Origin of the sequence: Nodosilinea sp. LEGE 07088, assembly GCF_015207395.1 — a bacterium.
Taxonomy (GTDB): Bacteria; Cyanobacteriota; Cyanobacteriia; order Phormidesmidales; family Phormidesmidaceae; genus Nodosilinea.
Genome location: NZ_JADEWX010000033.1, coordinates 1 through 12,981, shown reverse-complemented (window position 1 = coordinate 12,981; position 12,981 = coordinate 1). Strand labels below are relative to the sequence as shown.

Here is a 12,981-nt window from a genome sequence, read left to right as displayed (position 1 = left end):
GACTGACCCCCTCAGGAGATATAGCTATGGGCGCTCGCATTTTAGTGGTTGAAGACGAAGAAAAACTGGCCAAGTTTGTGCAGCTGGAGCTGTCCTACGAAGGCTATGAGGTCGCCGTTGCCCACGACGGCCTCTCTGGATTGATGGCCGCCCGAGACCAGATCCCCGATCTGATCATTCTCGATTGGATGATGCCGGGGCTGAGCGGGGTGGAAGTCTGCCGTCGCCTGCGGCAAACCGGCAATGCCACCCCGGTAATTTTGCTGACCGCCAAGGATGATGTCAGCGATCGGGTCGAAGGGCTCGATGCCGGGGCCGACGATTACGTCGTCAAGCCCTTTAGCATCGAAGAACTGCTGGCCCGAGTGCGGGCCCATCTACGCCGGACTGAACCCCAGGATGCCGAGCTTTTAGTGTTTGGCGATCTCACCCTCGATCGCCGCAGTCGCGAAGTGCACCGGGGCCAGCGGGCCATTGAGCTGACCGCTAAAGAGTTTGACCTGCTCGACTACCTGATGACCAACTCGCGCCAGGTACTGACCCGCGATCGCATCCTCGAAGAGGTCTGGGGCTACGACTTCATGGGCGATTCCAACATCATTGAAGTCTACGTTCGCTACCTGCGCCTCAAACTTGAGGCCGAGGGCGAAAGCCGTTTGATCCAGACCATGCGGGGCGTGGGCTATGTGCTGCGCGACTGAGGGGTGGCGATAAAAGTTCGTAAAAAAAGCCCGATCGTGGACCGGGCTAGAGGATGTGAGTCAGGTGCGAACCGCATTTAAAAATGCATGAATGGTTCTCCTTCATCATGGCGGCGGTCACCACCCGTTGGGTTAATGATCGATTAAGCCCTGGAGGATCGGCTGAAACATCTCCTCGGGGTCGTCAGCGGGAAATACTGCGCCAGGCGGCTTTGGAAAATCCCGATTCACGATGATGAACCTCGTAGGGGCATAGCAGGCTATGCCCCTGGCAATCGGGGATATGTCACCAGGATTCGGTACTAGCCCCAGCACCTCAGGCGATGCCAGGGTGGTCGTCAGGGGTTGGTGTGAGCTCAGGTAAACCCAGAATCGGCGCGATCGCCCGGTAATAGTCGTCAGCCAGCCGTTGGGCCCCCACGGCAGAAAAATGGCAGCCATCGTAACGATAGGCTGGCCCCCAGATGCGATCGCTATCGGCTACCACAAAGACCCGCTGATCGACTGCCGTGGCCTGCTGCTGGCCCTGGCGCACGCGCTCACAGGGGTTCGCGTTTAGACTTTCGCAGCGAGAGGCCAAGGCCACGCCAACGCGAGTCTCAGGAAAAGCGTGCAGGGTTTTGTGGATGATCGCCGTGAGCGCCCCGGCATAGGTCTCCGTTGTCAGGCCAAAGCCAACCTCCAGGGAACTGGGATCAGAAAAATAGGGAAGGCTGGCCCAGGCTTCCCCATCTCCAGGGGGGCCCGCATCACTTTCTCCCTGGTGCCACAGGACGATATCTGGCACCAGGTGGCGCTGCCGCAAACGGTCTAAAACCAGGTCGTGCTGATACGACAAATTGCCGTAGGCCCAGTCTAAAACCGATGCCCCCCCTACTCCCCACGACACTACGATCACCGGGCGACTCGAGGCCCGGGCGATGGCGACGGCGGTATAGGTCAAGACATGGCCCCCCGAGCCATCTGCCCCCAGCAGGGGCTCTTGGTAGCAAAAAAATTGATCGCTCTTCCAGTCGTACTGTACCAGGCTGCTGGGGAGGTCAATCGAGGCCTGCGGCTGAACGTAGTTGGCGGCATTGCTCTGGCCAAACTGGGCGATCACAATGGCATTGGCGGGGCGGTCGACCGCCCTGTAGCCAGCGAGGATCTGCTCGTTGTTGGGTCGCAGGCGGCTCAAAAGCTGCTCCCGCAGGGGGCCACGTCCTCGGGTTTTGTAACCCGCCAGATAGGCGATCGCCAGCAAACTTGCCACCAGTAGCCCTGTCACCGGAATGCTTTCTATCATGCGAAAAATTTTGCCCTATGCCCGCTACAACCTACTTCATCAGCGGCAGCAGATCAAACTCCTGGCGAATCGATTGCAGGGAGCAATCGAGCAGGGGCTGAACGTCTAATCCCAAATCCGAGTCATACAACCCCGATTCGAAACCGATACCTCGTAGGGAGCATTGCACTGCAATGCCCCTACAAACCGGGGGTATACAGATAGGATTTCGGCTAAAAACGGCAGGCGCTTTTGGCGATGACGAGTCTTGAACCAGAGGGCAATCAACTCTGGAATCAGCCTAGGATAGGGGTTAAACCACCCTGAGGTCTGTGGTGCCAAAAGCCTTTAAAGTCGCCCGCGTCATGCTGTCGGTGTACTACGCCTACATGGTGGAGTACCGGGCCGAGCTGGTGTTTTGGGTGCTCTCAGGCACCTTTCCGCTGATTCTGATGGGGCTGTGGGTCGAGGCGGCCCAGGGCGATCGCTTCGATCTCACCCCCACCGAGCTGGTGCAATACTTTTTGGCCGTATTTTTGGTGCGCCAGTTCACCGTAGTGTGGGTGATCTGGGAGTTTGAGCGCGAGGTGGTGGAGGGCAGGCTGTCGCCCTACCTGCTGCAGCCCATTGACCCGGTGTGGCGACATTTCTTTAGCCATGTGTCAGAACGGTTTGCGCGGCTGCCCTTTGCCATTTTGCTGGTGGGGCTGTTTTTGCTGCTCTACCCCTACGCCGCCTGGCTACCCAGCCTCGGCAACCTCGTGCTGGGGCTGCTGGCGATTGTGCTGGCCTTTTGTCTGCGGTTTTTGATGCAGTACACCTTTGCCCTGGCCGCGTTTTGGACTGAGCGGGCCAGCGCCCTGGAGCAGTTTTGGTTTTTGCTCTACACCTTTTTGTCGGGCATGGTAGCGCCGCTGGCGTTGTTTCCCGATGCGGTGCGCGCGGTGGTGCTGTGGACGCCCTTCCCCTACCTGATTTACTTTCCGGCCAGTTTGCTGATTAATCGGCCCGAAAACGTAGCCCAGGGATTTATGGCGATGATTCTATGGTTAGCGCTGTTTTGGGGGCTCAACCGCTGGCTCTGGCGGCAGGGGCTGAAGCAGTATTCAGGTATGGGGGCATAATGCGGCGCTATTGGCGGGTACTGGGGCTGTTTTGGGGTACGGCGATCGCCGCCGAACTAGAGTATCGGCTCAACTTTATCGTCACTGCCCTGATTAGCCTGGGGGGGTTGGTGGGCAGCCTGTTTGGCTTATTTTTGTTCTATCGCACCGGCTACCAGTTCGAGGGCTGGAACTGGGAGGCCGCGCTGCTGGTACTGGGGCTCTTCACCGTGCTGCAAGGGTTCTCGACCACGATCCTGATTCCCAACCTGAACAAAATTGTCACCCAGGTGCAGCAGGGCACCCTCGATTTTGTGCTGCTCAAGCCCATCAGCTCCCAGTTTTGGCTCTCGACCCGCGTGATTTCGCCCTGGGGCCTGCCCGACGTGCTATTTGGCCTGGCCATGATTGGCTACGCGGGTCGTCGCCTGGGTCTGGGCTGGGCCGACTACGGGCTGGCGCTGCTACCCCTGACCTTTGGGGCCATTACCCTCTACAGCCTGTGGTTTATGCTGGGGGCCACCAGCATTTGGTTTGTCAAAATCTACAATGTTACCGAGGTACTGCGGGGGCTGCTAGAGGCGGGGCGGTTCCCGATCGCAGCCTATCCAGTGGCCTATCGGGTGTTTTTTACCTTTGTGGTGCCGGTGGCGTTTTTGACCACGGTGCCGGCCCAAACCATGCGGGGGGAGGGCAGTGGCTGGTGGCTGCTGGCCTCAGCCCTGCTGGCAGTAGTGCTGCTGGTGCTGGCCAACCAATTTTGGCGCTTTGCCCTGCGATTTTACACCAGCGCATCGAGTTAGGGCTACAGCAGCCAATCCTTGAGCCAGCGAGTCGTGCCCGCCATAGGACTATCGCGATCGCCCCAGTGGCGGGCACTTTCGGCCACGTATAGGGTTTGCAGCTGAATCGGCTGATGGCGCGATCGCCGCTGGGCCCTAGCCAGCCAGCGTTGGTAACCGGCCAGTTCTGCCCCCCTGGAGAGCAGGGTAGGGTCACGCTGCTGCCGCTCCCACTGCAAGGCTCTAACCAATAGCTGTGTGTGGGTCTGGTGATAGTGAGCCTCGTGGCTCAGGGTTTGCACCAGCTGACGGCCTTCAGTGGTCTGCCCTAACGGCAAACCACTCCTTCGCAAGTCAATGATCCCTAGCGTTTGCAGCGGCTCTGGCAAATGCTCGACAGCGACAGGTGCGGCCAGCACCGGCACAATTCGCTTATTCATGCTGAGGGCAAACAGCAGCCCCTGTAGGCAAAGCGCGTCGGCCAAAACACGGGGCGTCAGCACCAGCAGGTAGTTATCGCACGCTTCGGTCGCCCGAGAGATCGCTGACTCGGAGTCAACAGCAGTAGGCCATGGCGTCGGGCACTCCCAGTAGGCCATCTGGGCCTCGGTCAGCAACTGGCGCAGAGCCTCGACGATGGCAGCAGGGGCGATCGCAGCGCCGTCATTCCTCCCCGGGCTCGGCCAGTCTGCGGCAGCATAGGCCAAAAATACCTGAGCTGTCGGATTGGTAGCGTGCTGGAGGTCACCAGCCATATTGGAATTATGCAAAACTGGCACCCACACTAGCAGTGCGACCAAACTATGCCCAGGTCAACTAGTCCTTCTGCCTGAGCTTTTGCCCTCAGTCCTCTGCCTGAGAGTACCCATTCTCAAAGGCAAAGTTCGGTGTAGTTTGCCCGGGTGTGGCCTATGAATAGCGTGGAGTTACCTCACCCATGGGGTCAGGCCTGGGGCTCGGGGGCAGCGCCCAGGGCTTCTTTTTCTTGGTCGAGCCGACGCTTGCGAGCATAGAGTTGAATCGTTGCGGCCATCACCACCACCAGCCCCGCTATCAACCAGGTGGTGGCCCCTGTGGGGAAGTTGTTCTTAAAGATCACCAGCATGACAATCACCACCAGCAGCAGGGTCGGGGCTTCATTCAGCGCCCGCAGCCGCTGGCTCGACCAGCCGCATTCACCCCGGTGAAGCTGGCGCATCAGCCGCCCACAGTAGAAGTGATAGCCCAGTAGCACCGCCACCAGGCCCAGCTTGATGTGCATCCAGCCGTCTTTTAGATACTCGGGCATTTGCACCAATAGCCCAATGGCCATCACCACCGTCACCACCATGCCGGGGGTCGTGATAATGCCGTAGAGGCGCTTTTCCATAATGGTGTACTGCTTTTTGAGAATGCCCTGGGCAGGCTCTGGCTCGGCCTCGGCTTCGACGTGATAGATAAACAGACGCACCAGGTAAAACAACCCGGCGAACCACACTACCACCCCAATGATGTGAAACGCTTTAAACCAGTAGTAGGCCATAGAGCTCCTCTAATCTCAACGAGAGCATTGCTCTGGCGAGATGTTGCAAATCGTTAATACGCCTTTCATTGTTATCCAAGGGTTTGTCCTTGAGAAGGCAGCCGCGACGGTTCTTAATGTTTTAGATTTTAGATTTTGAATTTTAGGGAGCAGCGTGTTTGTCACCTCCAGCCCGTTCTTTCCTACAGCCGTCGCAGCACCTCAGGCAGCAGTTCACCAGGGAGTTTTGACAATACCGTCTGCTGCCCCGCAGTGCCAAAGATTTCGAAATTGAGGTGGGCGTTGTAGACCAGGGCTGTAATCAGCACCTCCAGCTGAGGGGGGCTGTCGCGCCAGCCTCGGTAGGCTAACAGGTAATGCTGTAAAGCTGCTTGCAGATGGCGCTGGCGGGTTTCGGCCTGGTCGGCGGGCAGGGCTTGAGCCAGCTGATCATGCACTACCCCAGCACTGTGGCAGGTGGCCCACAGGTCAAACCCGAGGTCGGGGGAGGATGGCGCTTGCAGGGCAATTTCGGCGGCGGACAGGGCGGCTTCGTAGGCTTCGATCGCCTGTTGTAGAGCATCGATCCGGTGCTCGCTAGTGAGGGCCACCTGCTGAGCCAGATCCCAGTAGGCGGTGCCCAGGTTGTTAGCGGTGGCCGCACAGCCCGCTGGAGCCACATCCAGGGTGCGGTAGGTGAGGGCCGACCGATAGGCTGCGATCGCCCGTTCGAGCAACACTACCGGCTGCTGGTGCTGGGCCAAACTCCAGTAGGCGATGCCCAGGTTGTTTTGCACCATGGCATACTCCAGGGGCGCAGCTTCAGCGGTACGGTGCTGCAGTGCTGCGTCGTAGGCCGTAACCGCCTGGGTCAGGTGGTATTGAGCACGGTTCTCCCCTGGAGAGGCCGCGTCAGCATATTGGGACAGCCGCCAGTGAATGGCGCCCAAACTATTTTGCAGGTTGGCATAGTCCAGGGGTGCCTGGGCTGCGGGGCATTGCTCGATCGCTCGCTGATAGGCCGCTACCGCCTGCTCCAGACAGAGCACCGGATCGTCTAGGTTGGCCAACAGCCCGTAGACGGTGCCCAGGTTGCCGTAGATCCGCCCCAGGGTGTCGGCGGGAATCGTTTTCTGACTTCCTTTAACGGCCTTTTCGTAGGTTTCAATGCTGCGTTTTAGCCAGGGGGCGGCGGCGGCCATATCGCCCTGCTGCCCCTGAAGCCAGTAGAGGCTGGCCAGGTCGTTGAGGGCGTCACACCAATCGGTTCCCCCTTCGGGCAGCCCCACCAGCGCCCTGTCGTAGACAGCAGCGGCAAACCCTAGGGCATTCGCCGTGGGGGCATTGACCACCGCGCGATCGCGCACCATTTGCCCCAGGGTGAGATAGGCGCGCGACAGGGTGAGGGGCCCGGCCTGCTGGTCAGCCAGCTGTTGAATGTAGTGCCAGAGGTTTGCCAAAGCCGCATCTTCAGCTAAGTCAACCGGTAGTTGTAGGGTCTGTGAAAAAGGACGGTCGGTAGACAAAGCCGAGGCCGAGGATTGCTCCAGGTCGGGTAGCATCGGCAGAGACGCTTGCAGCGCCGCCAGGGTCTCTGCGGCTGTAGCGCCTACCGGGGGCATCGCCACACTGGCAAATTCCCCCGGTCTTAAAGCCGTGCCAGCAGCATTAGCGCTTGGCTTGGAGGCATCTGGAGCATTTGCTGTTCCCAACAGGGTAGGGAGGTCAAGCAATGGCGGTCGTTCGGTAGCGGCAGGCGGCGGCGCGGGCGCGGTAGGGGCTGGCGGCGCGGCAGACGGTGAAGTCACCTCAGCGGCGCTGGGAGCAGTCTGCTCAAAGGTAGACAGGTCATCGCGGAGCACCCGCCACAGTTCAGGTTGGGCAGGGGCGTCTTGAGTTGGTGCGGCCTGAGTTAGCCTGGGGGCCGCCGCGTGATACGGGCCAGCACTGGGAGCGGATGGCCCCTGCCCTGCCGGGACAACTGGGGCAGGGTCGCCCACAAACTCAAAGAGACCGCTGCGCGATCGCCAAAACCCTGGCACCGACTGGCGAATTTTGCCCAGCCAGGGGCGCGGTACCCACACCACCAGCCGACAGTCGAGCTGAGTCAGCAGCGCATCGACCCGAATCAGCGAGGCCAAAAACCGATTTTGCACCGTGGGCGACTGGCGGGTGAGCTGGTCGATGCCCACAATTTGAAAGACAGGTGTGGTCGGCACAGTCCCCCGCAGTCGCTGCTGCTGCTTGAGCCAGCGCAAGACTTCGCGCACCAGGTCGGGGCGATCGCCGCTGAGTCGCAGGGTGGCTAACGTCAACTGCCGCGATCGCACCTCCGGGGCCAGGGGCACCGTATCGGGCAGGGGAGCAAAGTGGACCTCCAGGCGCTGGGCCAGCTGCTCTTGCAGGGCCGCGTCATCGCACACCGCCAGCAGCAGCTGCCGTCGCAGGTTGAGCTGTAGAGCCAACCGCAGCTCCTGGTAGGCTTCCTGGTTGTGGCCCAGATAGGTTTGAGACGTCAAAGACACGGCAGCGGTCACAATGGGTAAGATGCAGGCGACAGGTATAGACTAGTTAGTATGAACTAGAGCGATGCCACAAGATTGACATCCTGGGGCCATCACCGTCGCCCCTTTCATCACATTTCAGGCCCAAGCCCAACATTTCAGGACAACAGCTCCATTATCAGTCCCAATGACTGCCTCCCTCGCTACGCCGTCAGCACCAACTCCCCTTGAGCTGGATATTTTAAGCCACCTTGAGGCGGCTGGCGGCCGCTGCGACACCCTCACCGCGCTACCGACTGCGCTCAAAAGCTCGTTCAAACGGCGCACCCAGGCCTGTCAGACCCTTCAGGTTAGGGGTTGGCTCACCTATGACCACGATATCAGCCAGTTTGGCCTCACCCTTACCGGCAAAACCCTGCTCAACCTCGATCGCTCGGTCTGGCCCGTCACCCCCGATGAGAAGCTAATTCTGCGATCGTGCCTTGGGGGCCGCATTGGCCCCGACCAGATCCGTCGGCGGGTGCCAGCTGGCGATCGCCAGCGGTTGCTGCAAGGGCTGGCCGAGCAGCGATTGATTGTGGTTTATAAACGTGCGATCGTCAACCTACGCCTCACGGCTCTAGGACGGGGATGGCTATGCGATCGAATGGCCTGACCTCAATGAGCCTATTGGTATTGAGCCTATTGGTATTGAAGGCCTGTTGACTGGCCGACGCAGCAACGAAAGCCAACGCTCCTTTAATCGCTGTTTACTCACGCGCCAAGAGCCAAACAAGCCGTAACGCTAACCATCATCACCTCGGTGTCTGTGGCTATCGTGAGATCATCCAGCCTCAGCTAGGCCCCCTGTCCATCCACCAGCCCAAACCCCTCTCCGGCGTTAACCACGCCTCTAACGGTTCGGTATCCCCCCCTTCAGAGAAAGGGGATTTGCCAGCAATATAGGAATATCTGTCAAGCCGGAGCAAAAAATATGGGAAAAGTAGTTGGAATTGACCTGGGTACCACTAACTCAGTGGTTGCCGTTATGGAAGGGGGTAAACCTACCGTAATCGCTAACGCCGAAGGTTTTCGCACTACCCCCTCGGTTGTCGCCTACGCTAAGAATGGCGATCGCCTGGTGGGTCAAATCGCCAAGCGCCAGGCGGTGATGAACACCGAAAACACCTTTTATTCTGTCAAGCGCTTTATTGGCCGTCGCTACGACGAGGTTAAAACCGAGTCTACCGAAGTGGCCTACAAAGTGCTGAACGTGGGCAACAACGTCAAAATTGACTGTCCCCAAGCGGGCCAGCAGTTTTCGCCCGAAGAGATTTCGGCCCAGGTGCTGCGCAAGCTCGCCGACGACGCCGGTAAGTATCTCGGCGAGAAGGTCACCCAGGCGGTGATCACTGTGCCCGCCTACTTCAACGACTCCCAGCGCCAGGCCACCAAAGACGCCGGTAAAATCGCCGGTCTAGAAGTCCTGCGCATTATCAACGAGCCCACGGCAGCGTCGCTCGCCTACGGCCTCGATCGCAAGAGCAACGAAACCATTCTGGTCTTTGACCTGGGCGGTGGTACCTTCGACGTCTCCATTCTCGAAGTGGGCGACGGCGTGTTTGAAGTGCTGGCCACCTCCGGTGACACCCACCTGGGCGGCGACGACTTCGACAAAAAGATCGTCGATTATCTCGCCAGTGAGTTCCAAAAGCTCGAAGGCATCGACCTGCGCAAAGACAAGCAGGCTCTCCAGCGGCTGACCGAAGCCGCTGAGAAAGCCAAAATTGAGCTGTCGAGCGTGACCCAGGCCGAAATCAACCTGCCCTTCATCACCGCGACCCAGGATGGCCCCAAGCACCTGGAAATGACCCTGACCCGGGCCAAGTTCGAAGAACTCTGCGCCGATCTGATCGATCGCTGCCGCATCCCCGTCGAGCAGGCCTTGAAAGATGCCAAAATCGCCAAGACCGCCATCGACGAAGTGGTGCTGGTGGGTGGTTCCACCCGCATCCCCGCCATTAAGGACGTGGTCAAGCGCACCCTTGACAAAGAGCCCAACGAAACCGTTAACCCCGACGAAGTGGTGGCTGTCGGTGCGGCGATTCAGGGCGGCGTACTGGCTGGGGAAGTCAAAGACATTCTGCTGCTAGATGTCACGCCGCTATCGCTGGGGGTCGAAACCCTGGGCGGCGTCATGACCAAGCTGATCACCCGCAACACCACCATCCCCACCAAAAAGTCGGAGGTGTTCTCCACCGCCCAAGATGGCCAGACCAACGTGGAGATCAAGGTGCTCCAGGGTGAGCGCGAAATGGCTACCGACAACAAGAGTCTCGGTACCTTCCAGCTCTCCGGCATTCCCCCGGCGCCCCGAGGCGTGCCCCAAATCGAGGTGATCTTCGACATTGATGCCAACGGCATTCTCAATGTCACCGCCAAAGATAAGGGCACCGGCAAAGAGCAGACCATCACCATCTCGGGTGCTTCTACCCTCGACGAAAACGAAGTCGAGCGCATGGTGAAAGATGCCGAAGCTAACTCCGCTGCCGACAAAGAGCGGCGCGAGCGTATCGACCTCAAGAACCAGGCCGACTCGCTCTCGTACCAGGCTGAGAAGCAGCTGACCGACATGGGTGACAAGGTGCCCGCCGCCGACAAGGAGAAGGCCGAAGGGCAAATCAAGGATCTGCGGGCTGCGATCGAAGCCGAGGACTTTGACACCATCAAAACCCTCACCAGTGAGCTACAGCAAACCCTCTACGGCATCAGCACCAACCTGTATCAGCAGGCGGGCGGCGACACTGCCGAAGGTGCCGCCCCCGGCCCCGATGCCACCTCCGGCGATAGCGACGGTGGCGATGATGTGATCGATGCCGAGTTCTCTGAGCCTGGCTCTAACTAACGGGGTAACTAACCCCCAGCCTTGCTCCGGCTAGCAAAGAGGCGGATAGCTGATCGCTATCCGCTTTTTTTGTGGTTGAGGGCGATTGGGCCAAATGGGTCATCTGGGTCACCGGGCCACCGAAACCGGGTTTCTGGTCGAGCCCTGAATGCGGAAAATTGCGGGCTCTGGGGCAAAAGTAAGCGACTGTTTACTCCAGCAGCAAGGTTTTGGTCAGTATCACCATCCATGTCTCGACTTCGCTCGACAACCGGGGCTCGGCACTGCTGGGCGGCACGGGCATGGGCTCTGACCAGTCGTTGGGCTCGGCGTAGCCGAGAGCGTGGAGGCTTTTGATGGTGCGGTCTATCCCGGCAAGGCTGCCGTAGAGCAGGTGGCGCACTTTCTCTGGGTTGAGGGACCGAGTCCCTCTATTTGTAGTCCCAGAACTGGGCGGTACAGGCAGGGATCCGGTCCCTGGAGTTTCCTTAGATTCAAACATCGGTTCTGCTTCCTTTTGCGTTTTCAGTGAGCAAGCCCTAACCGCAAATCCCTGAACGGGAGGGGCAGGGGGTGGGTAAAACCTGCGCGACAAGCACTTACTCGCAGTAAGCGACTGGTGTATGCCGAGACAGACCCACCCCGCCCTGCGGGCACCCCTCCAGTGGAGGGGAAAGGCTGAGGAAAACAGAACGCGAAAACCCTAGCCGCCCGCAGTTGAGGTGCAAACTGAGGGGGCTAGGGTACGATCGACCGTAGCCTCGCAATCTGCCTGTTAGATTTGCGGGGTCAGCTGTCGGTTGGTGGTGCTAACACCTTCCGGCAGCGCTAAAGTTTTCGAGTCCTGTGGAGTCACCGCACATTGCTGAGCGGCTTAAGGTCTGAGTGTACTGGTGCACCTGCCCTCAGTCAACCGTACTGGAATGATTAGGGCATGGCCGCTGTACTAACTATCCAGCGGACTTCTCACCCCTCGTCCGCCTCGGTTTAAGACGTGGGTATAAATCATGGTTGTCTTTACGTCTTTGTGACCCAGAAGTTCCTGTATCGTGCGAATGTCATAGCCAGCTTCTAAAAGGTGAGTCGCAAAGCTATGGCGAAATGTATGACAACCGACTTTCTTAGCAATTTGTGCCTGCCGAACGGCTTGCTTGACTGCTTTTTGAATCCCGCTCTCATGCAAATGGTGCCGCCGCATTTCTCCACTTCGAGGGCCTCTCACGATTCGGCCCGCTGGGAAAACATACTGCCATATCCAGTCTCGATTAGCATTGGGATACTTCCGTTCTAAGGCAAACGGTAAAAAGACCGACCCAAAACCACGTCCTAAGTCTTGCTGGTGTTGTCGCCGAATACCGACCAAATGGTCCTGAAGTTCTGCGAGTGCGCTCACTGGCAGCATCGTGACCCGATTCTTTCGCCCCTTACCGTCTCTGACGATGATTTGCTGTTGGGCAAAATCAAGATCTTTAATCCGCAATTGCAATGCTTCGGAGAGTCGCAAGCCACTGCCATAGAGAAGCTTGACCACAAGCTGCTGAGCACCATCGATCCTCTCAAGGATGGCCAATGCTTCGGCCTTGGTTAAAACGACCGGCAAATTGCGCGGTTGGTTAGCCCTAACAGCGTTGATGCCAGCAATCTCAATCCCTAAAACCTCACGGTACAGAAACAATACAGCGTTAAGTGCTTGGTTTTGAGTCGAGGCCGCAACCTGCCGATTTACAGCCAGGTTCGTCAAAAAAGCTTCAATCTCAGGCCGCCCCATCTCTCTAGGATGACGCTTATTGTGAAACAGAATGTATCGCCTAATCCACTGGATATAGGTTTCTTCTGTACGGTAGGCATAATGCTTCAACCGCATGGACTCACTGACCTGATCTAACAGCTTTTTGGGTCTCTTCTGGAGGGAAGGTTCATGTGCCATCAGTAGGCAACGTGATAAATGCTACTTATAGTCTATACGTACTATGGCTAAGATATGCGGAAAGTTTCCGGATATCCACCCAGATCCGGATAATATACGGAAAGTTTCGCGCGATCTGGCAGATTGAGGTAGATATACCGAAACTTTCTGCCTATCTACCCTGACAGGGATAATATACGGAAACTTTCTCTCTAATAAGATTGTTAGCCGCGCGACTCGAAGTCGTTCGGGGGAGTTGGAAGGACTCCTGAAAGTCCTTCCCTGCCAGTGTTCAGGCAGATGTCCGCATCGGAATATTCAACCAGTAATGGGAGGGTAGCATCAGCAGACGAGGTT

11 protein-coding genes are annotated in these 12,981 nt (G+C 58.3%); 5 read left to right on the top strand and 6 right to left on the bottom strand.

What is annotated here, in order from left to right:
• Window positions 1-26 precede the first annotated feature (26 nt).
• Window positions 27-701, top strand: a complete 675-nt coding sequence (locus IQ254_RS10450; RefSeq protein WP_193966121.1) for a response regulator transcription factor — start codon at window positions 27-29, stop codon at window positions 699-701.
• Window positions 702-1,017: 316 nt separating this feature from the next.
• On the opposite strand, the gene IQ254_RS10445 is transcribed toward IQ254_RS10450, so the two are convergent.
• Window positions 1,018-1,986 (bottom strand): sialate O-acetylesterase, encoded by a 969-nt coding sequence (locus IQ254_RS10445; protein WP_193966120.1) that lies wholly within the window; start codon window positions 1,984-1,986, stop codon window positions 1,018-1,020.
• Between the two features lie 344 nt (window positions 1,987-2,330).
• On the opposite strand from IQ254_RS10445, the gene IQ254_RS10440 reads away from it, so the two are divergent.
• Both IQ254_RS10440 and IQ254_RS10435 read left to right on the top strand, forming a co-directional pair.
• Entirely contained in the window at window positions 2,331-3,089 is a 759-nt protein-coding gene (locus IQ254_RS10440) for an ABC-2 family transporter protein (protein ID WP_193966156.1), read from the top strand.
• The gene (locus tag IQ254_RS10435; protein WP_193966155.1) at window positions 3,089-3,871 is read left to right on the top strand and encodes an ABC transporter permease; all 783 of its coding nucleotides are present in this window, start codon (window positions 3,089-3,091) and stop codon (window positions 3,869-3,871) included. Before IQ254_RS10440 ends, IQ254_RS10435 begins: the two co-directional genes overlap by 1 nt.
• Window positions 3,872-3,873: 2 nt before the next feature.
• Here the strand turns inward: IQ254_RS10435 and IQ254_RS10430 are convergent, their stop codons facing one another.
• The 3 genes from IQ254_RS10430 to IQ254_RS10420 all read right to left on the bottom strand — a co-directional run bounded on the left by IQ254_RS10430 (window position 3,874) and on the right by IQ254_RS10420 (window position 7,876).
• Window positions 3,874-4,605, bottom strand: a complete 732-nt coding sequence (locus IQ254_RS10430; RefSeq protein ID WP_193966119.1) for a TIR domain-containing protein — start codon at window positions 4,603-4,605, stop codon at window positions 3,874-3,876.
• Window positions 4,606-4,793: 188 nt separating this feature from the next.
• Window positions 4,794-5,372, bottom strand: coding sequence for a protoporphyrinogen oxidase HemJ (gene hemJ / locus IQ254_RS10425; protein ID WP_193966118.1), 579 nt, complete (start codon window positions 5,370-5,372; stop codon window positions 4,794-4,796).
• Window positions 5,373-5,554: 182 nt separating this feature from the next.
• Complete coding sequence (locus tag IQ254_RS10420) at window positions 5,555-7,876, bottom strand: tetratricopeptide repeat protein (protein WP_193966117.1); 2,322 nt, start codon at window positions 7,874-7,876, stop codon at window positions 5,555-5,557.
• A gap of 166 nt (window positions 7,877-8,042) precedes the next feature.
• Here IQ254_RS10420 and IQ254_RS10415 point away from each other — a divergent pair, with 166 nt between their 5' ends.
• Together IQ254_RS10415 and dnaK are read left to right on the top strand one after the other, a co-directional pair.
• Complete coding sequence (locus tag IQ254_RS10415; protein ID WP_193966116.1) at window positions 8,043-8,510, top strand: hypothetical protein; 468 nt, start codon at window positions 8,043-8,045, stop codon at window positions 8,508-8,510.
• A 318-nt stretch (window positions 8,511-8,828) separates the two neighbouring features.
• Window positions 8,829-10,739 (top strand): molecular chaperone DnaK, encoded by a 1,911-nt coding sequence (dnaK, locus tag IQ254_RS10410; RefSeq protein WP_193966115.1) that lies wholly within the window; start codon window positions 8,829-8,831, stop codon window positions 10,737-10,739.
• Window positions 10,740-10,929: 190 nt separating this feature from the next.
• Here dnaK and IQ254_RS10405 read toward each other — a convergent pair whose 3' ends face one another.
• The gene (locus tag IQ254_RS10405) at window positions 10,930-11,220 is read right to left on the bottom strand and encodes a hypothetical protein (RefSeq protein WP_193966114.1); all 291 of its coding nucleotides are present in this window, start codon (window positions 11,218-11,220) and stop codon (window positions 10,930-10,932) included.
• Between the two features lie 444 nt (window positions 11,221-11,664).
• Complete coding sequence (locus tag IQ254_RS10400) at window positions 11,665-12,645, bottom strand: integron integrase (protein ID WP_193966113.1); 981 nt, start codon at window positions 12,643-12,645, stop codon at window positions 11,665-11,667.
• Window positions 12,646-12,981 lie beyond the last annotated feature (336 nt).

Coding starts and splice junctions, on each gene's coding strand:
- IQ254_RS10450 (WP_193966121.1), top strand. CDS start 27: ATGGGCGCTCGCATTTTAGTGGTTGAAGACGAAGAAAAACTGGCCAAG.
- IQ254_RS10445 (WP_193966120.1), bottom strand. CDS start 1,986: ATGATAGAAAGCATTCCGGTGACAGGGCTACTGGTGGCAAGTTTGCTG.
- IQ254_RS10440 (WP_193966156.1), top strand. CDS start 2,331: ATGCTGTCGGTGTACTACGCCTACATGGTGGAGTACCGGGCCGAGCTG.
- IQ254_RS10435 (WP_193966155.1), top strand. CDS start 3,089: ATGCGGCGCTATTGGCGGGTACTGGGGCTGTTTTGGGGTACGGCGATC.
- IQ254_RS10430 (WP_193966119.1), bottom strand. CDS start 4,605: ATGGCTGGTGACCTCCAGCACGCTACCAATCCGACAGCTCAGGTATTT.
- hemJ (WP_193966118.1), bottom strand. CDS start 5,372: ATGGCCTACTACTGGTTTAAAGCGTTTCACATCATTGGGGTGGTAGTG.
- IQ254_RS10415 (WP_193966116.1), top strand. CDS start 8,043: ATGACTGCCTCCCTCGCTACGCCGTCAGCACCAACTCCCCTTGAGCTG.
- dnaK (WP_193966115.1), top strand. CDS start 8,829: ATGGGAAAAGTAGTTGGAATTGACCTGGGTACCACTAACTCAGTGGTT.
- IQ254_RS10405 (WP_193966114.1), bottom strand. CDS start 11,220: ATGTTTGAATCTAAGGAAACTCCAGGGACCGGATCCCTGCCTGTACCG.
- IQ254_RS10400 (WP_193966113.1), bottom strand. CDS start 12,645: ATGGCACATGAACCTTCCCTCCAGAAGAGACCCAAAAAGCTGTTAGAT.